Here is an 18,497-nt window from a genome sequence, read left to right on the forward strand (position 1 = left end):
GATATGCGCCTTAAAGGTTAGGCCGCACAGGCCTGGATGTGAAACCCCGGCGGATTAATGGCCGCTGGGGTGGATTTTTTGCAGTGATGAGCGCACCCGTGAACGGAAAAAGAACAGGTGCCAGCGCTTGCCGCCTACCTGGCGCCAAAGGATCACGGCGCGGATCCCTGCCAGCAACAATGCACGGATGCGCGCGGCGTTTTCGCTGTTCTGCAGATGGCGTGGATCGCCGCCCACCTGCACCCGGATGGTAAAGGTGCTGATGGTGTCCTGGTACAGAGCTGCGATGCCGGCGATTACGTTGGAATGGGTGTAAATGGACGGGTCAAAGGCGCTGCTGGTGGCAGCGTTATCATCAGCAGGCTGATCGCCAAAGTAGTGTGCCTTTTGCTCCAGCTGGTCTAGACGCTTGCCGATCTCCTCGAGCATATCCGGTCGGTCCGCCAGTTTGCGTTCCAGCTGAATCAGCGTGAGTGCGTAACGCATCACATCCGGGTTGATGCCGCCGGCACGTTTGTCGACCAGTTCCTGCATCTGCTTGAGGCCCAGCCCCAGATTGAACGGAAGATCATGAGTGCCGCCGTAGACATCCTCGGTCAGCTTGGGATCCGATACAAACAGGCTGGCGATGGAGGTTTCAAAACTGTTTTGGGCAATCATGCCGCGCCGGGCGATCTGTTCCACCAGGCTCACCGCCTGAAACAGACCGGCAAGCGCTATCGCCTGTTCGTCGTGTTCGCGTGCCATCAGGCGCTCTCCTCGGAAACGATACGGGATGTGGTTTCGATAACGCCGCCGCCCAGGCATAGATCATCAAGATAAAACACCACGGACTGGCCCGGGGTGACGGCACGCTGCGGCTCGTCGAACTCGACGCGGTAGCCGCTGGCTGTTTTATGGATAACGCAATCCTGATCCGGTTGGCGGTAGCGCACCTTCGCCTTGCAGCGCAGCGGCAGTTGCGGCTCCTCGCCGCTGATCCAGAAAATATCGGTGGCGGTAAGCCACTCGGCGAACAGCAGCGGGTGGTTCGTCCCCTGAACCGCGATCAGGACATTGCGGTTCAGATCCTTGCCGGCCACAAACCAGGGTTCTTCCGGGTAATCGTGGAGGCCACCGATACCCAGGCCCTGACGCTGACCGATGGTGTAGTACATCAGGCCCTGGTGGTCACCGATCACATCGCCGTCCGGCGTTTCGATCTTGCCGGGCTGAGCCGGCAGGTACTGCTTGAGGAAGTCGCTGAAGCGGCGCTCGCCAATAAAGCAGATACCGGTGCTGTCTTTCTTGTTGTGCGTGACCAGGCCGTGTTCTTCAGCCAGGGCGCGCACCGCCGGTTTTTCCAGTTCGCCGACAGGGAACAGGGTTAACGCCAGTTCGGCTTCACCCACCTGGTGCAGGAAATAGCTCTGATCCTTGTTGGCATCGAGCCCCTTGAGCAGAACAGCATGGCCGTCGCGATTCCCGCGGCGCACATAGTGCCCGGTGGCAATCAGGTCGGCGCCGAGCATCTGCGCATACTCGAGAAACGCTTTGAACTTGATCTCCCGGTTGCAGAGGATGTCCGGGTTCGGGGTGCGCCCGGCCTTGTACTCCTCCAGGAAGTGCTCAAACACATTGTCCCAGTATTCGGCGGCAAAGTTGGCCGTGTGCAGAGTGATACCGAGTTTGTCACAGACCGCCTGGGCATCCGCCAGGTCATCCTTGGCGGTGCAGTATTCGGTGCCGTCATCCTCATCCCAGTTCTTCATGAACAGGCCTTCGACCTGGTAGCCCTGCTGCATCAGCAGCAGTGCGGAGACGGATGAATCGACGCCGCCGGACATGCCGACGATCACTTTGGTGGCGCTGGGTTCGCTCATGGATTGGATATCTTTTCTCTCAGGGTTCGTGGATCAGCGAAAGTGGGTAACGGGTTCCCGCAAGATAGTCGTCGATACATTGCAGTACCAGTTTGCTGCGCAGCCTGTCGCCGCGTGCGGCGACCTCATCACGGGTCAGCCAGAGTGCCCGCTGGATACCGCTGTCGAGTTCCCGCTCCGGATCATGGGACAGGGCGTCGGCGATAAAGCAGGCGCGGTGGTAGGTCACTCCGTTGGAGGGCGCCTTGTAGACGTAAAGGCCGAGAAAGTGACTCGGCTCCACGTGCCAGCCTGTCTCTTCCAGCGTTTCACGACGGGCGGCCTCTATGAAGGATTCATTTTCCTCCAGGTGCCCCGCGGGCTGGTTGATAACAAGCTGTCCCTCGGCGGAGAGTTCCTCAACCAGGAGGAAGCGGCCTTGGTGTTCGGCAATGGTGGCGACGGTGGCGTGTGGAGTCCAGCGCATGATTGAATAACTGCTTTTGGCTCAGAACGACGGTTTGACCCGTTTAGTCTATCAGTAAGCGTAACGGGAATGTTTTCGATTACTCTGCTTTGGGCAGATAATACCAGTAAAGCGGGTTGTGAATAAGCCGAAAGCAGCCAGGCCAAACGGGAAAACCACCCGGGGCGTCGCCATAAAAGATCTGCTCGCCGATGTAGTATCTGCGAATCGCGGGGCGGACGCTGCCAGGGCAACAGGAGATACGAGTGCAGTTAAACGATATCGGGGTACAGCAGGAAGATTTCGATCTGTCGGCCTTCAACAGGATGTTACGTCAGGGTGTTAGTGAATATGGGGCTGTGGTGACTTTTTCCGGTCTGGTGCGTGACTTTGCCGATGGATCGCTGGAGGCGCTGGAACTTGAGCACTATCCGGGCATGACCGAGCGCAGCCTGGAGAAAATAGTCGAACAGGCCAGGGCGCGCTGGGAGCTGGGAAATGTAGTCGTGCGCCACCGGGTTGGACGTATGGAACCGGGTGACGAGATTGTTTTTGTCGGCGTGACCAGCGCGCATCGCCTTGAAGCGTTCGAGGCGGCGCAGTTCCTGATGGATTATCTGAAACGTGATGCGCCGTTCTGGAAAAAAGAGATATCCGCTGGTCAGGAACACTGGGTCGAACAGAAAGACACAGATCTCAAGGCCGCCGACTCCTGGGATTCTGAGAGCGATTCTTCCCAGGATTAGAGCTTCTTGAGCCTGGGTTACGGGTTCGGCTGGGTTTCGCGGCGCTGACCGGCAGGTGGATTTCATCGCGTCGGTACTGGCCGGGCGCCAGTCCCTCCAGCGTCCAGCTGCCGATGGCATAGCGGATCAGTCTTAGTGTTGGGAAGCCCACCGCTGCGGTCATACGCCTCACCTGGCGGTTTCTTCCCTCACGTATTTTTAACTCCAGCCAGGAGGTTGGCTGGTTCGCGCGCTGGCGGATCGGTGGTTGGCGCTCCCAGACGTTCGGGGCGGTCAGTCGCTCCGCCTTGGCCGGCTTGGTCGGACCGTCTTTCAGTTCAACGCCACGGCGCAGCTGCTGGAGCGCCTCGTCGGTAATAATTCCTTCCACCTGCACCCAGTAGGTTTTTTCCAGCTTGAATTTTGGGTCCGCTATACGGCGCTGCAGTGCACCGTCTGAGGTCAGCAGCAGGAGTCCTTCAGAGTCGTAATCGAGCCGACCTGCGGCATAGACGTTCTTTTCGGTCACGAATTCGGCGAGGGTAGCGCGGCCTTCGTTATCGGTGAACTGGCTAAGTACCTGGAAGGGTTTGTTGAGTAATAATATCTCTGACATGGCGCTGTTTGCTGCTTTTACGGGGGTGAGGTAGGGAAGAAACTGGTGCCTATTCTAAAACGAGGTGGGCTGGGTGCACAGGGAAGGCGCGGGAGAAATCCGCAGATTACGCGGGAATCCACGCGGGGCGGGATGTCGCCGCATTGGCTGTAAATGGGCCTGAATGATCTCGCGAGCATGTCAGAAACCATGGGATTGCATTCGCGATCCCGAACATGCCCGATACTGATGACCCGGATTGCTCCGGGAGATCGAAGATCAGTCCAGTGTGCGTATATTGACGGCGTGTATGCCTTTGGGGCCGTCCTTGGTGTCAAACTGAACAGTCTGTCCGGCTTTCAGGCTCTTGTAGCCTTCGGCCAGAATCGCAGAAAAGTGGGCAAACAGTTCCTCTTCGTATGCTTCTGAGAGGATAAAGCCATAACCTTTGGCGTTGTTAAACCACTTCACTTTCCCTGTTTGCATAATCTACTCCCGTTGATTTCGCTCTACTGAGGCCCCATCCATAGCTAAATGTGGACGGAACCGAATGCGAACCCCTACGTCCTGCGCGGCGTAGAAGGTACTCCTTTACATCATTGCAGGGACTGCAGATACTGGAGAAACACTCCTGCTTTTCGCGGCAGTATAACATCTGGTCAGTGCGACACTAGACCCAATACTCAGGAAATAGATCTCCCTATATAAGGTTAGAGAAATCAGTTGCTTATGTCGTTTTATAGGAACAGTATCAAGGGGATGGCGGACGACTCCGATGAAGAGCATCATGGTGGTCAGGGTGGCTCAATCGCCACCGAAAAAGCCAAGCCGGAACTTAAAAAACCACCGATGTATCGTGTGGTTTTGATGAACGATGACTACACCCCCATGGATTTTGTGGTTGAAGTTCTGATGATTTTTTTCAATATGAATCAGGAAAAGGCGACACAGGTAATGTTGTCGGTCCATACTCAGGGAAAGGGGGTGTGTGGCGTATTTACCAAGGATGTTGCTGAAACCAAAGCGGCTCAGGTGAATCAATATTCACGTGAGAACAAGCATCCGCTGCTTTGTGAAGTAGAGTCGGTCTGACAGGAGGCTGCAGCCATGTTGAATCGCGAGCTTGAAGAAACCCTGAGTGCGGCATTCAAATCCGCCAGGGACAAGCATCATGAATTTATGACAGTCGAACATCTGTTGCTCGCGCTGCTTGATAACCGCCAGGCGGCGGAAGTCCTGCTCGCTTGCGGCGCGGACTTCGAAAGGCTGCGTCAGCAGTTGTCCGTGTTCATTGATGAGACCACTCCACTGTTACCGCAGAATGTGCCTAATCTGGAGACCCAGCCAACCCTGGGCTTTCAGCGGGTTCTTCAGCGTGCGGTATTCCATGTCCAGTCTTCCGGCAAGTCGGAAGTCAGTGGTGCCAACGTTCTGGTCGCTATCTACAGCGAGCAGGAAAGCCACGCGGCTTATGTTCTGCAGCAGCAGGGCATAGAGCGCATCGACGTGGTTAACTTTATCTCCCACGGCATCTCCAAGGTCGGTGAGCAGGAGAGTCAGGAAAACGACTCCGTCACCGATGGTGAAGATGGCGCTGAGGCGGGTAAGAGCCAACTCAGTCAGTTTGCCGTGAATCTTAACCAGCAGGCGGCCCTGGGGCTGATCGACCCGCTGGTTGGACGCGATTCCGAAGTGGAACGCGTGGTGCAGATCCTTTCCCGGCGTCGTAAGAACAACCCGCTGCTGGTGGGTGAAGCTGGTGTCGGTAAAACGGCTATCGCGGAAGGCCTTGCCAAGCTGATTATCGAGGACAAGGTGCCTGAGATAATCTCCAAGAGCGTGGTTTACTCCTTGGATCTGGGTGCGTTGCTGGCCGGTACCAAGTACCGCGGTGATTTCGAGAAGCGTCTGAAAGGGCTGCTGGCCGAGATCAAGAAGCAGCCGCACGCCATTCTCTTTATCGACGAAATCCATACCATTATCGGTGCAGGTGCGGCCTCCGGCGGCTCCATGGACGCGTCTAACCTGCTCAAGCCTCTGCTGAGCTCTGGTGAAATTCGTTGCATAGGTTCAACGACCTTCCAGGAGTTCCGCGGCATTTTCGAGAAGGATCGTGCCCTGGCACGTCGTTTCCAGAAGGTCGATGTACTGGAGCCGAGTGTGCAGGATACCTACCAGATCCTGCGCGGCCTCAAGTCGCGTTTCGAAGAGCATCATGAGCTTGAATACACCGATGAAGCGCTGAAAGCGGCTGCCGAGCTGGCGGATCGCTACATCAATGACAAGCACATGCCGGACAAGGCAATCGATGTGATCGATGAGGCCGGCGCATACCAGCGTCTGCTGCCGGAAGATAAGCGCAAGAGCGTGGTGGATGTGCCTGAGGTGGAAACCGTGGTCGCCAAGATCGCGCGTATCCCGCCGAAAAGCGTCACGGTTTCCGACAAGGAGCAGCTGGCCAAGCTGGAGCAGAACCTCAAAATGGTGGTTCTGGGTCAGGACGAGGCGATCGGTACCCTGTCGGCCGCGATCAAGCTGTCCCGTGCAGGTCTCAAGGCGCCCAACAAGCCGGTGGGTTCGTTCCTGTTCGCAGGTCCGACCGGTGTTGGTAAGACTGAGGTTACCTCGCAGCTGGCGCGTGTACTCGGTATCGAGCTGGTTCGTTTCGATATGTCCGAGTACATGGAGCGTCATACCGTATCTCGTTTGATCGGTGCGCCTCCGGGCTACGTCGGCTTTGATCAGGGTGGTCTGCTGACCGAGGCGATCACCAAGTCACCGCATTGCGTGCTGCTGCTCGATGAGATCGAGAAGGCGCATCCGGAAGTCTTTAACCTGCTGTTGCAGGTGATGGACAACGGTACGCTGACCGACAACAACGGTCGCAAGGCGGATTTCCGTAACGTTATTCTCGTGATGACAACCAACGCGGGTGCCGAGCAGATGAGCCGGCCTTCCATTGGCTTTACTCACCAGGATCACAGTACCGATGGCATGGAGGCGATCAAGCGCCTGTTCACGCCGGAGTTCCGCAACCGTCTGGATTCCATTATCCAGTTCAAGCCGCTCAGCATCGATGTAGTGAAAGGTGTGGTCGACAAGTTCCTCACCGAACTGCAGGCGCAGCTGGATGAGAAACGAGTGGTTCTGAATGTGGATGAGGATGCCCGTACCTGGCTTGCCGAGCACGGCTACGACGAGCAGATGGGTGCACGCCCGATGCAACGCCTGATACAGGAGAAAATCAAGAAGCCGCTGGCTGAGATGATTTTGTTCGGGGATCTGGCCGATGGCGGCGGTGAAGTGGATATCCGCGTCGGCGATGGTGGAGAAATCGAGCTTGAGGTGGCCGCGGTGGCAGCGTAAAAGCGCTGCTCACCGTCTGTGTCGTTTATTGCGCTCGCGAGATTAGCGGGCGCGGTAAACGATGCGGCCTTTGCTCAGATCGTAAGGGGTCAGTTCAACTTTTACCTTGTCACCCGTAAGAATACGGATGTAGTTCTTACGCATCTTGCCTGAAATGTGGGCAGTAACCACATGACCGTTCTCCAGCTCAACACGGAACATAGTGTTGGGCAGGGTGTCGATCACGGTGCCTTCCATTTCAATTGAGTCTTCTTTGGCCATTCAATCGTTACCTCTGGGCTGTTTTTTGTACCCGGCTGGATACGCGCCGGTCGGAAAGCGCATTATTTTGCCTGAATCCCTCTGTTTTATCAAAGAGATTTGCAGTTTTAGCCTGTCTTCAGAGGTCGATCAGAGACGGATCCACTGGTCTGCAACCAGCATGTCCAGAGGTTTGTAAGCGGTCTTGTAACTCATTTTTCGGCAATCCCTGACCCAGTAGCCCAGGTAGAGATAATCGAGCCCCGCATTTTTGGCCGCCTCGATCTGCCAGAGAATGCCGTAGGTGCCAAGGCTGCGGCGCTCTTCGTCGGGATCGAAGAAGGTGTACAGCGCCGAAAGGCCCTGTTCCAGTTCGTCGGTCACGGCGATGGCGATCAGGTGGTCATCGGGGTCTCGGAACTCATAGAAACTGCTCGGTTGCTCGCCCTCAACCAGAAAGCTCATAAATTGGCTGGGAGAGGGGGGGAACATGTCGCCATCGGCATGACGCTCAGTGATGTAGCGGTCGTAAAGCCGGTAATACTCGATGGTAAGCTGGGGAGCTACTGACACCACTTTCAGATCGGCATTGCGACGCCAGATTCGGCGTTGGGTTTTGGTGGGGCTGAACTGGCGCACCGGGATACGTACCGAGACACAGGCGTTGCAGCTGTCACAGTGTGGGCGGTAGATATGGGAGCCGCTGCGGCGAAATCCCAGGTCGCTCAGTTCGCTGTAGAGTGGGCCGTTTACTTCGGCCTGAGGGTCGACGAACAGGGTTTTTGCCTTGCGCCCTGGCAGGTAGCTGCAATCGTGCGGTGGCGTCGCATAAAAACGCAGGGTTTGCAGGTCACTCATCTTAGCCGCCTTTATTCTGATACAACCTTGTGGCGTGCCACTCATGGGGTGTGCCGGCCTCAAGTAGCCGGTTGAGTAGCTGGATAAACTCGTCGCGTGGGATTTCTCTGGCCCCCAGACTGGCAAGATGGTCGTTGTAGACCTGACAGTCAATCAAATCATAGCCCCAGTTCTTCAGATGTTCGACCAGATATGCAAAGCCGATTTTGGATGCGTCCGTACGGCGGCTGAACATCGATTCACCAAAGAAAATTCTGCCCATTGCAATGCCGTAAAGACCGCCGACCAGCTCGTCCTGATCCCAAACCTCAACGGAGTGGGCTGCGCCCATGTGGTGAAGGCTGCAGTAGGCATTTTTAATATCCTGGCCGATCCAGGTGTCTTCAGAATATTGTCGCGGTGCGGCGCAGGCGTCTATGACTTGGGCAAAGTTTTTGTCAAAAGTGACTCTGAACTCTTCGCGACGCATCTTCTTGCGAAGACTGCGGGATATATGGAGTTCATCGGGGAAGAGCACGCAGCGTGGGTTCGGGCTCCACCAGAGAATGGGCTCGTCGGCGTTGTACCAGGGGAAAATGCCATGGCGGTAGGCATTGAGTATACGTTGCGGGGAAAGGTCGCCGCCGGCGGCCAGGAGCCCATTGGGAGACTCCAGTGCCTGATTGACCGGCGGAAACTCATGGCGCGTCGGGTGAAGCCAGGGGATCATCGATGCGCCTCTCCTGTTTACTGCTCAGGCTTTACTTAGCGGAGCTTATTTGCTCAGTGCATCGAGGTAACGCTCGGCGTCGAGCGCTGCCATGCAGCCGAAACCAGCAGAGGTCACCGCCTGACGGTAGATATGGTCGCACACGTCACCGGCTGCGAAAACGCCCTCAATGTTGGTCTGAGTTGCGTTGCCTTCCAGGCCGGAGCGGATCTTCAGGTAGCCGTTGTTCATCTCCAGCTGGCCTTCGAACAGTTCAGTGTTCGGACGGTGGCCGATAGCGACGAAAACGCCCTGCAGATCCAGGTCCTGGGTGGCGCCATCTTCGGTGCTCTTGATACGCATGCCGGTCACACCGGTATCGTCGCCGAGTACTTCTTCCAGCTGATGGTTCCAGATGATGTTGATATTGCCGTTTTCGGCACGATCAAATAGTTGATCCTGAAGGATCTTTTCGCTGCGGAGGCTGTCACGACGATGAACCAGAGTGACTTCTGCAGCGATGTTGGAGAGGTACAGTGCCTCTTCAACTGCGGTGTTGCCGCCACCGATCACCGCGACCTTCTGGCCGCGGTAGAAGAAGCCGTCGCAGGTTGCGCAGGCGCTGACGCCCTTGCCCTTGAACGCTTCTTCAGAATCCAGGCCCAAGTACTGGGCGGAGGCGCCGGTGGAGATGATCAGGGCATCGCAGGTGTACTCGCCCATATCGCCCTTAAGGCGGAAGGGGCGGTTCTGCAGATCTGCTTCATTGATGTGATCAAAGATCACTTCGGTGTTGAAACGTTCGGCATGGGCCTGCATGCGCTGCATCAGCTCCGGGCCCTGAACGCCTTCAGCGTCGCCCGGCCAGTTGTCTACTTCAGTGGTGGTGGTGAGCTGGCCGCCGGCCTGCATACCGGTGATAACGACCGGGTTGAGGTTGGCACGGGCTGCATAAACGGCAGCGGTGTATCCTGCCGGGCCGGAACCGAGAATGATCAGGCGGTGATGTTGGACTTCGCTCATGGTCGTGGGGATCCCGTCTAAAGGTGAATGTGTTGATCCAGAAATTGGGGGCGCCGGCCGATAAAAACAAGGCGCGCGAATGGCGGGGAATTTACCGCTCCGTGGCAATATTGTCCATTCGAGGTCGCAGGCTTAAGGCTCGGCGTCGACCTGCTAAGTATGGTATTTTTGCCACTTTACTGCAGGGTAACGCGTTAAGGATAAAAGCTTGAACGAAAAGCGTATCAATAGTTCGACAGCACTTGGATTGCAGCTGGCCCGGGTCGCCAAGGAGGCGGGGCTGGTGCTGTTGATCGGTTTAAACATTTTTTTACTGTTGGCGATACTGAGTTATGACCCCAAGGACCCGGGATGGTCACACATGGGGTATCAGGGGGAAATCTCCAACCTCACTGGCGTCACCGGCGCCTGGATTGCCGATGTGGCGGTATCTCTGCTGGGCGTAGGTGCTTATCTGCTGCCAGTTCTGTTCATCTGGCCGTCGCTGCGGTTTTTGCGCCGGCGAGGCGCTGGCCTGCTGGATGCCATCCCATTCGTCATGTTGCGTCTCAGTGGCGCGATTCTGCTGATGATCGGCCTGACGGCACTGGCATCTATGCACCTTTCCAACGATCAGCTGGACTACCCGTTTACGGCAGGTGGCTTGATTGGCCAGGCGGTATCCGACCTTTCAGTGGCCTGGCTCAGCATCGTTGGTGGTTCGGTGATGCACTGGACCCTGCTGCTGTTCGGTTTGACCCTCTACACCGAAATTTCATGGAAAACAGCATTGGAAGCCTGCGGCGGCAGCCTGTTGCGTGCCTGGGAGTTTGTTGCGGAACGGCTGAGTCGCCGTCGCAGCGCAGAGCCAGAACATGTCGATGATGAGGAATATGAGCAGGACGAACCACTGTTTAAAAAGACGCCAGCGCAGAGTTCCCGTGCTCAGGTTCAGGCGCGGTCTGCCGTGCAGCCGACCCGCGCGGACGCTCGTGCCGAGGCAACTATCCGTCAGCGTACTCAGCCTCTTAACAGCGAAGAACCGACACAGAGGGAGCGGGTTGAACCTTCATTCTCCCTTGATGGGCTCAGCGCCCGTGATAACGACGCAGATGAGCCGGTAACCGATACGCGGGTCGCACGCGAAACTCGGGATGTTGAGGAAGCCGGACTTTCGCAGACTGGCGAAACACCTGAGATCGGCCGGGCAACCGGGCCCGTTTCTCATCCCGATGTATCGCCAGCGGCTGCAGCAGTGCCTGTGAGCAGGGCTGCAGAGCCCGCCATTGAGCAGAGCGAAGAGCCCGAAATCGAGGAGGAGATGCCTCCCTGGGAAGCCCCCGCGCAGCCGAGTCCGGCAGCGGATCTGCAGGCCGGAGCCAGCCGCAAGGGCGTGAAGATTGTGCCCCTGTCGGAATCGCATAAACCACTGGTTGATGACGAGCCTCCAGGCAATCAGCCATCCGGCACCACCAGCCGCAAGGCGGTACCCGTGCTGCCATCTCTGGATCTGCTTGATCCGCCTGAGCTGCAGACCGATCACGGATATACCGAAGATGAACTCGAAGACTTCTCCCGCCTGCTGGAGGCGAAGCTGAAAGACTTCGGTGTCGTGGCGGAAGTAGTTGAAGTGAATCCGGGACCGGTGATCACCCGTTTTGAGCTTCAACCTGCTCCGGGTGTTAAGGCCAGCAAGATCTCCAACCTGGCCCGTGACCTGGCGCGCTCCATGGCGGTAGCGGCTGTTCGTGTTGTCGAGGTTATTCCCGGCAAATCGGTGATCGGGATCGAGATTCCCAACTCAACACGCCAGACCGTGCGTCTGAGCGAGGTGCTCAACGCCAAGCCCTATCTGGAAGCCAGCTCCCGCCTGACGCTGGCGCTGGGTAACGATATCGCCGGTAATCCGGTGGTGGCGAACCTGGCGAAGATGCCGCACTTGCTGGTGGCCGGTACCACCGGCTCCGGTAAGTCAGTTGGCGTTAATGCGATGTTGCTTAGTCTGCTGTTCAAGGCCACGCCCGATGAGGTGCGGCTGATGCTGGTGGACCCGAAGATGCTGGAACTGTCGATCTACGATGGCATTCCGCATCTGCTGACGCCGGTTATTACCGACATGAAAGAGGCTGCCGGCGGTCTGCGCTGGTGTGTGGCCGAGATGGAGCGTCGCTATCGCCTGATGGCGAAAATGGGCGTGCGTAATATTGCAGGCTTTAACGAAAAACTGATCAAGGCTCAGGAAGAGGGAAAACCGCTGCGTGATCCGCTGTGGAATCCGCAGGAACAGGGGCTGGATCCGTCCGAGCCCGCGCCGTTCCTGGAGAGCCTGCCGTATATCGTCGTGGTGGTCGATGAGTTCGCCGACATGATGATGATGGTCGGCAAGAAGGTGGAAGAACTGATCGCCCGTATCGCCCAGAAGGCGAGGGCGGCGGGTATTCACCTGATCCTGGCGACCCAGCGTCCGTCGGTGGACGTTATCACCGGCCTGATCAAGGCGAACGTGCCGACCCGAATCGCTTTCCAGGTATCGTCCAAGATCGACTCGCGCACCATTCTCGACCAGTCGGGTGCGGAAAACCTGCTCGGATACGGTGACATGCTCTACCTGCCGGCCGGCACAAGCCTGCCGAACCGTGTTCACGGTGCCTTCGTCAGTGACGACGAGGTGCATCGTACGGTTGAGGCATGGAAAGCGATGGGCGAGCCGGTCTATATCGACGAGATTCTCAGCGAGCCCGGCGGTGACGGCGGCGGTGGCAGCGGCAACCTGTTTGATGATGAAGCTGACCCCCTATATGACGAGGCAGTGGCATTTGTGACCGAAACACGTAAAGCCTCGATCTCGTCGGTGCAGCGCAAACTGAAGATCGGTTACAACCGCGCCGCACGAATGATTGAATCCATGGAAGCCGCTGGTGTCATTTCAGAAGCGGGTTCCAACGGCCAGCGCGAAGTGCTGGCGCCGCCTCCACCGAGAGATTAAAGCTATGCCGACCTATCTCAAGGGCGCAATGATCAGCGCTCTGTTCAGTATCAGTACCGCACTGCATGCCAGCGCAGTGGATCGACTCAGTGATCTGTTGACCCGTCATGACGGCATTCAGGCGGATTTTGAGCAATATACCGTCTCCGAAGAGGGTGGCCGCCAGGAGCACTCCAGCGGGGAGTTCGTGCTTGAGCGTCCGGCGCGCTTTGACTGGCATACCGAGCTGCCCTTTGAGCAGCGTATCGTCAGCGATGGTGAATATATCTGGATCTATGATCCGGACCTGGAGCAGGTGACGCGCAAGTCCGCCGATAACCAGGTAGGCAGCGCACCGGCGATGATCCTCAGCGGCAACATCGAAGCGCTGGAAGAGCAGTTTGATGTTCGTCAGATCGACGATGCGCCCGATCGGGAGGTGTTCGAACTGGTCCCTCAGGAGGCTGATAGCGGCTTTGTCCGTATTCGCCTGCTGTTTAGCGGCGAGCTGCTGACCGAATTGCTGCTGGAGGATTCCCTGGGGCAGCGCACATCAATCATGCTGGATGACATCAAGGTCGATCCGGCGGTCGATGAATCCAGGTTCAATTTTGTTCCGCCTGATGGGGTGGATGTCATTCTGGATCCGGGGGCCTGATGCAGGATCTGTTCTCGGACCAGGCGGGCGGTTACGAGCCGCTGGCGGCAAGAATGCGTCCCCGCACGCTGGACGAATATATCGGCCAGGAACATCTGTTCGGTCGCAGTAAACCCCTGCGCCAGGCGCTGGAACAGGGTTCGGTTCATTCGATGGTGCTTTGGGGCCCACCCGGTGTGGGTAAAACCACCCTGGCGAAGCTCATTGCGAACCTTGTCGATGCCCACTTCGTCACTATCTCGGCGGTGCTGTCCGGTGTAAAGGATATTCGCCAGGCGGTGGATCAGGCGAGCCAGGTGAAGATGCAGAGCGGTCGCAAGACCATCCTCTTCGTCGATGAGGTGCATCGGTTTAATAAGTCGCAGCAGGATGCGTTTCTGCCCTACGTGGAGGACGGCACGGTCATCTTTGTGGGCGCCACCACCGAGAACCCTTCGTTTGAGCTGAATAACGCACTGCTATCGCGGGCGCGGGTCTATCTGCTGCGCTCGCTGGAAACGCCCGCTCTGCGCCAGATTATTGAAACTGCGCTTCACGATCAGGAGCGTGGCCTGGGACGGCGCAACCTGGTGTTTGGCGAAGGGGTAATCGATCGGTTGGCGGAAGCCGCCGATGGTGATGCACGTCGTGCCCTGAACCTGCTGGAGATCGCCGCCGATCTGGCGCGCACCGACGGGGCGAGCGAAACCGTCGATGCTGAGGTGCTCAAAGAGGTGCTTCAGGCCGGAGGTCGTCGTTACGATAAGGGCGGCGATCTGTTTTACGATCAGATCTCTGCGTTTCACAAGTCGGTACGGGGCTCATCGCCGGACGGTGCGCTTTACTGGTACTGCCGTATGCTCGACGGCGGTTGCGATCCGCTTTATGTGGCCAGGCGCCTGGTGGCGATCGCCTCCGAAGATATCGGCAACGCCGACCCCCGCGCCATGCAGGTGGCGCTCTCTGCCTGGGATGCATTTGAGCGCGTGGGTCCTTCCGAGGGCGAGCGAGCCATCGCCCAGGCGGCGGTTTACTGCGCGATGGCGCCAAAGAGCAACGCGGTCTACAAGGCGTTTGCCCAGGCCATGGCCGATGTGCGCTCCGACCCGAGCTACGCGGTGCCGGAGCACCTGCGTAATGCCCCTACCTCGCTGATGAAGGATATGGGCTACGGCGCCGAGTACCGCTACGCCCACGATGAGCCGGACGCCTACGCGGCCGGTGAAAAATATCTGCCGGAAGAGATCGCCGAGCGCAGCTATTACCAGCCGGAAAATCGCGGCCTGGAGATCAAGCTGGGCGAGAAGATGGAGCGTCTGCGCGCCTGGGATGCCCAGAGTCCAAAACAGCGCTATTCGGGGCCAAAAGGGAGCGGCCGATGATTCACTGGATACTGATCGCCGTCGGCGGTGCGCTGGGGGCTCTGGGACGCTACTGGGTCAGTGGTGTATTGAACAACGCCGAGCACCGGCTGCCGTTTGGCACCCTGACGGTTAACGTGCTCGGCTCCTTCCTGATGGGCGTCTGTTTTGTCCTGATCCTTGAAAAGGTGAAGCTGTCGCCGGAGATGCGGCCGCTGCTGATGACCGGCTTTATGGGCGCGTTCACCACCTTTTCCACCTTCTCGCTGGAGACGGTGGCGATGATTCAGGAGGGGCATATAATGTCTGCCCTGATTTATATATCATTGAGCCTCATTTTATGCCTGGTGGCGCTTTATGCCGGGCTGTTGCTGACCCGGATGATTTAAACCGGGCAGATGCCTTCATTACTGATGTCGAACATTAAGGTACGTTTACTTCATGCTTGATCCGAAACTGGTCCGTGCCAACCCTGAAGCGGTGGCTGAGTCGCTGAAAAAGAAGGGTTTTGAATTCCCTGTTGCGCGTTTTGTTGAACTGGAAAACCAGCGCAAGTCGATTCAGATCGATACCGAAACGCTGCAGAACGAGCGTAACACCCGCTCGAAGAGTATCGGCAAGGCAAAGGCGGCCGGTGAAGATATTCAGCCGCTGCTGGATGAAGTGGCCTCTCTGGGCGCACGTCTGGATGCAGCTAAGTCCGAACTGGACGGCGTGCAGGCTGAGCTCGACAAGATCCTGATGGGCGTGCCTAACCTGCCGCATGAATCTGTTCCGGAAGGCGAGAGCGAAGAGGACAACGTCGAAGTGCGTCGCTGGGGCAGCATCCCGGAGTTCGCTTTTGAGCCGAAAGATCATGTCGACCTGGGCGAGAAAAACGGCGATCTGGATTTCGTTACCGCAGCCAAGCTGACCGGTTCACGCTTTGCCGTGATGAAAGGCGGTATCGCCCGTCTGCATCGCGCGCTGATTCAGCTGATGCTCGACACTCACACCGCTGAACATGGCTACAGCGAAGTTTACGTTCCTTACATGGTCAACGCCGACTCCCTGGAGGGAACCGGACAGCTGCCCAAGTTCGAGGAAGATCTGTTCAAGCTGCCGTTCGGTGATCGCTCTTACTACCTGATCCCGACTGCTGAAGTTCCGGTGACCAACTTCGTACGTGACGAGATCGTCGATGCCGCTGAGCTGCCGATGCAGTTCACTGCGCACACGCCGTGTTTCCGTTCCGAAGCGGGCTCCACCGGTCGCGATACCCGCGGTATGATCCGTCAGCACCAGTTCGAGAAGGTTGAGCTGGTACATGTCGTTGAGCCGTCCAAGTCCTGGGATGCTTTGGAAGCGCTCACCGGCCATGCCGAAGCGATCCTGCAGAAGCTGAACCTGCCGTACCGCGTTATCACCCTCTGTGGTGGTGACCTGGGCTTCAGCGCCGCTAAAACCTACGACCTCGAAGTCTGGTTGCCGGGTCAGCAGAAATACCGTGAGATCTCTTCCTGCTCCAACATGCTGGATTTCCAGGCTCGCCGCATGAAGGCGCGCTGGCGTAATCCGGAAACCGGCAAGCCTGAACTGGTACATACCTTGAACGGTTCAGGTCTGGCGGTTGGCCGTACCCTGGTGGCCGTGCTGGAAAACTACCAGAACGAAGATGGCAGCGTGACCGTACCTGAGGCGCTCAAGCCTTACATGGGCGGTATCACCCAGATCGGCTGAGGCTGAGCTGCATGAAGAGGCCCCGCTATGACGGGGCCTCTCTATTTGTGGGCCTTGACCTGTCACAAAGCATCCAAGGATCAGTTGCGTATACTGCGCAGGACAGATCCAGTTCTAAGGAAATTTCAGGATGAACCAGCGCTATGACGTGGTAATTGTTGGCGGCGGCATGGTGGGCGCTACCATTGCCTGTGCACTTGCCGACTCTGATCTCTCCATCGCGGTAATTGAGCAGCAGCATCCGCCCGCTTTTTCGCCGGAGCAGCCGCACGATCTTCGCGTTTCTGCATTAAGCCTGGCGTCGGAACGCATTCTTCGTCATGTCGGTGCCTGGCAGGGGATAGAGTCGCGCAGGCTGTGCCCCTATCGGCGTATGCGGGTCTGGGAGGCCAGCGACAAGCGTGGCGCTACCGAGTTTGATGCCGCTCGTATCGGCCATCCTTACCTGGGTAATATCGTCGAGAACCGGGTTATCCAGCTGGCGCTGCTGGATCGGGTGCGAGAGATCAAAAATGTCGATCTGATCTGTCCTGCGCGCATCACCAGCATCGATTATTCACCCGGCGCTTCCATCGTGCAGCTGGAAAACGGGCAGGAGATCGTCGGCCGCCTGTTGATAGCAGCGGATGGTGGTCGCTCCCGCGTGCGCGATGCGGTGGGAATCGGCACCCATAAATGGGATTACGATCAGTATGCGCTCGTGGCCTCGGTGAAAACCGGTTACGAGCAGCAGGATATTACCTGGCAGCAGTTTACCCCGACGGGGCCCCTGGCGTTTCTGCCGTTAAGCGGCTCCTGCGCCTCCCTGGTCTGGTACAACACGCCCAATGAGGTTCGCCGTCTGATGGAGCTGCCGGAGGCCCGCTTTATGGCGGAGCTGCGTGAAACCTTCCCGAGCCGTCTTGGGCCGATCCCGGAACTGCTGGAGCGCGGCTTTTTCCCGCTGCAGCGTCAGCATGCGCAGCGCTATGTGGCCGAAGGTGTTGCCCTGGCGGGAGATGCCGCGCACATGATTCATCCGCTGGCTGGTCAAGGCGTCAATATCGGTCTGCTGGATGCCGCGGTACTGGCGGAAGAGCTGCTCAAGGCTGTTGCCGCCGGTGAGCCGGTGGAGTCGCTGCTGGTGCTGGAGCGCTACGAGGAGAGGCGCCGTCGGCATAATCTGATGATGATGCAGACCATGGACGCGTTCTACCGCATGTTCAGTAACCAGGTCGGTCCGCTGAAGCTGGTGCGCAATCTGGGGCTTGGGTTGGCTGGCAGGCTGCCATTTGCCAAGGATCGGGTGATGCGTTTTGCCATGGGGCTCGAGGGCGATCTGCCAGCCATGGCTCAGTAGGAACGGCGCCCTCGCCGCGGTCAACCGGAGGGGGTTTGAATCACTACTCTGCCAGCTTCAATCGGTATGGAGGCGCACCACTTACAAATGTGCGCGGGTTGTTTCAAGCAGGAGTGACGACCCCGGCGCGATGGCCCGCCGCAATCTCGAGCATAAAAACAAAAACGGCAGCCCTGAGGCTGCCGTTTTTCGATTCCCGGTAAGGATCAGGCGGTTGCTGAAGCAGAAGCCGCTGTGGTTTTACGGGTAGTGGTTTTGGCTGCAGGCTTTGCCTTCGGCGCAACAGCTTCCGGCATGAACTTGGTCATGTCGAAAGCGGAAAAGTCGAACTTGCTCATATCAGCAAACTTTTCCATATCGAAGTAGGGCATTTCGCCCATTTCGGAGACGCTCTTCTCAACCAGAGTGGTCAGTTCGTCTTTGGCCTGGGTCAGAGCCGCCATTTCCTTCTCGGCAACGCCGGTCATCTTGCCTTCGAGGTCCTTGAAGTATTTGACCTGCAGGTCGAACGCTTCTTTCGGATCCTTTACTTCGGTCAGTGCTTTGACCTGAGCGAGGCTGGAGTTAACGAAGTCGGAGAAGTAATCAGACTGCAGGGAGATCAGGGTCTCTGCGGTCTTCTTGTTGATTTCGGCCATCTCAACAACCGGAGCCATCTTCTCTTTCATCTCTTTCAGCATATCGTCGTACATGTT

The 18,497-nt window shown here is 57.6% G+C and carries 19 protein-coding genes; 9 read left to right on the forward strand and 10 right to left on the reverse strand.

The features are described from left to right. Positions 1-54 precede the first annotated feature (54 nt). From C4S72_RS02580 to C4S72_RS02590, 3 genes are read right to left on the reverse strand one after another with little or no spacing between them, the layout of a single operon-like run. Complete coding sequence (locus tag C4S72_RS02580; protein WP_104001499.1) at positions 55-747, reverse strand: lysogenization protein HflD; 693 nt, start codon at positions 745-747, stop codon at positions 55-57. Continuing rightward, positions 747-1,862: a tRNA 2-thiouridine(34) synthase MnmA gene (gene mnmA, locus C4S72_RS02585; protein ID WP_104001500.1), complete on the reverse strand. Its 1,116-nt coding sequence runs from the start codon at positions 1,860-1,862 to the stop codon at positions 747-749. Before mnmA ends, C4S72_RS02580 begins: the two co-directional genes overlap by 1 nt. Before the next feature lie 19 nt (positions 1,863-1,881). After that, a complete protein-coding gene (locus tag C4S72_RS02590) occupies positions 1,882-2,328 on the reverse strand; it encodes an NUDIX hydrolase (protein WP_104001501.1) in 447 nt (148 codons plus the stop codon). Positions 2,329-2,573: 245 nt separating this feature from the next. Between C4S72_RS02590 and moaE the strand changes: the two genes are divergently transcribed. After that, positions 2,574-3,053, forward strand: coding sequence for a molybdopterin synthase catalytic subunit MoaE (gene moaE, locus C4S72_RS02595; RefSeq protein ID WP_104001502.1), 480 nt, complete (start codon positions 2,574-2,576; stop codon positions 3,051-3,053). Here moaE and C4S72_RS02600 read toward each other — a convergent pair. Beyond that, the gene (locus tag C4S72_RS02600; RefSeq protein ID WP_104001503.1) at positions 3,004-3,648 is read right to left on the reverse strand and encodes a pseudouridine synthase; all 645 of its coding nucleotides are present in this window, start codon (positions 3,646-3,648) and stop codon (positions 3,004-3,006) included. The genes moaE and C4S72_RS02600 overlap by 50 nt on opposite strands. Before the next feature lie 258 nt (positions 3,649-3,906). Next, positions 3,907-4,113, reverse strand: a complete 207-nt coding sequence (locus C4S72_RS02605) for a cold shock domain-containing protein (RefSeq protein ID WP_104001504.1) — start codon at positions 4,111-4,113, stop codon at positions 3,907-3,909. 273 nt (positions 4,114-4,386) lie between these two features. Here C4S72_RS02605 and clpS point away from each other — a divergent pair, with 273 nt between their 5' ends. Then, complete coding sequence (clpS, locus tag C4S72_RS02610; RefSeq protein WP_200826646.1) at positions 4,387-4,719, forward strand: ATP-dependent Clp protease adapter ClpS; 333 nt, start codon at positions 4,387-4,389, stop codon at positions 4,717-4,719. A 15-nt stretch (positions 4,720-4,734) separates the two neighbouring features. Continuing rightward, complete coding sequence (clpA, locus tag C4S72_RS02615; RefSeq protein ID WP_104001506.1) at positions 4,735-6,993, forward strand: ATP-dependent Clp protease ATP-binding subunit ClpA; 2,259 nt, start codon at positions 4,735-4,737, stop codon at positions 6,991-6,993. Between the two features lie 42 nt (positions 6,994-7,035). Here the strand turns inward: clpA and infA are convergent, their stop codons facing one another. From infA to trxB, 4 genes are all read right to left on the reverse strand, one after another. Next, entirely contained in the window at positions 7,036-7,254 is a 219-nt protein-coding gene (infA, locus tag C4S72_RS02620) for a translation initiation factor IF-1 (RefSeq protein WP_007019821.1), read from the reverse strand. Between the two features lie 129 nt (positions 7,255-7,383). Beyond that, positions 7,384-8,091, reverse strand: a complete 708-nt coding sequence (locus C4S72_RS02625; RefSeq protein WP_104001507.1) for an arginyltransferase — start codon at positions 8,089-8,091, stop codon at positions 7,384-7,386. 1 nt (position 8,092) lies between these two features. Beyond that, positions 8,093-8,800 (reverse strand): leucyl/phenylalanyl-tRNA--protein transferase, encoded by a 708-nt coding sequence (gene aat, locus C4S72_RS02630; RefSeq protein ID WP_104001508.1) that lies wholly within the window; start codon positions 8,798-8,800, stop codon positions 8,093-8,095. 45 nt (positions 8,801-8,845) lie between these two features. Next, positions 8,846-9,802, reverse strand: coding sequence for a thioredoxin-disulfide reductase (gene trxB, locus C4S72_RS02635; RefSeq protein ID WP_104001509.1), 957 nt, complete (start codon positions 9,800-9,802; stop codon positions 8,846-8,848). 208 nt (positions 9,803-10,010) lie between these two features. Here trxB and C4S72_RS02640 point away from each other — a divergent pair, with 208 nt between their 5' ends. The 6 genes from C4S72_RS02640 to C4S72_RS02665 all read left to right on the forward strand — a co-directional run bounded on the left by C4S72_RS02640 (position 10,011) and on the right by C4S72_RS02665 (position 17,802). Further along, entirely contained in the window at positions 10,011-12,767 is a 2,757-nt protein-coding gene (locus tag C4S72_RS02640) for a DNA translocase FtsK (protein WP_104001510.1), read from the forward strand. Positions 12,768-12,771: 4 nt separating this feature from the next. Further along, a complete protein-coding gene (gene lolA / locus C4S72_RS02645; RefSeq protein ID WP_104001511.1) occupies positions 12,772-13,404 on the forward strand; it encodes an outer membrane lipoprotein chaperone LolA in 633 nt (210 codons plus the stop codon). After that, positions 13,404-14,765, forward strand: a complete 1,362-nt coding sequence (locus C4S72_RS02650; RefSeq protein WP_104001512.1) for a replication-associated recombination protein A — start codon at positions 13,404-13,406, stop codon at positions 14,763-14,765. Before lolA ends, C4S72_RS02650 begins: the two co-directional genes overlap by 1 nt. Beyond that, entirely contained in the window at positions 14,762-15,133 is a 372-nt protein-coding gene (crcB, locus tag C4S72_RS02655) for a fluoride efflux transporter CrcB (protein ID WP_104001513.1), read from the forward strand. The genes C4S72_RS02650 and crcB overlap by 4 nt, the downstream gene beginning before the upstream one ends. A gap of 52 nt (positions 15,134-15,185) precedes the next feature. Continuing rightward, complete coding sequence (gene serS, locus C4S72_RS02660) at positions 15,186-16,463, forward strand: serine--tRNA ligase (RefSeq protein ID WP_104001514.1); 1,278 nt, start codon at positions 15,186-15,188, stop codon at positions 16,461-16,463. 130 nt (positions 16,464-16,593) lie between these two features. Beyond that, entirely contained in the window at positions 16,594-17,802 is a 1,209-nt protein-coding gene (locus tag C4S72_RS02665; RefSeq protein WP_104001515.1) for a UbiH/UbiF/VisC/COQ6 family ubiquinone biosynthesis hydroxylase, read from the forward strand. Positions 17,803-18,008: 206 nt separating this feature from the next. Here the strand turns inward: C4S72_RS02665 and C4S72_RS02670 are convergent, their stop codons facing one another. Beyond that, positions 18,009-18,494, reverse strand: coding sequence for a phasin family protein (locus tag C4S72_RS02670; protein ID WP_104001516.1), 486 nt, complete (start codon positions 18,492-18,494; stop codon positions 18,009-18,011). Between the last annotated feature and the right edge of the window lie 3 nt (positions 18,495-18,497).

Origin of the sequence: Marinobacterium lutimaris (assembly GCF_900108065.1) — a bacterium.
GTDB lineage: Bacteria > Pseudomonadota > Gammaproteobacteria > Pseudomonadales > Balneatricaceae > Marinobacterium_D > Marinobacterium_D lutimaris.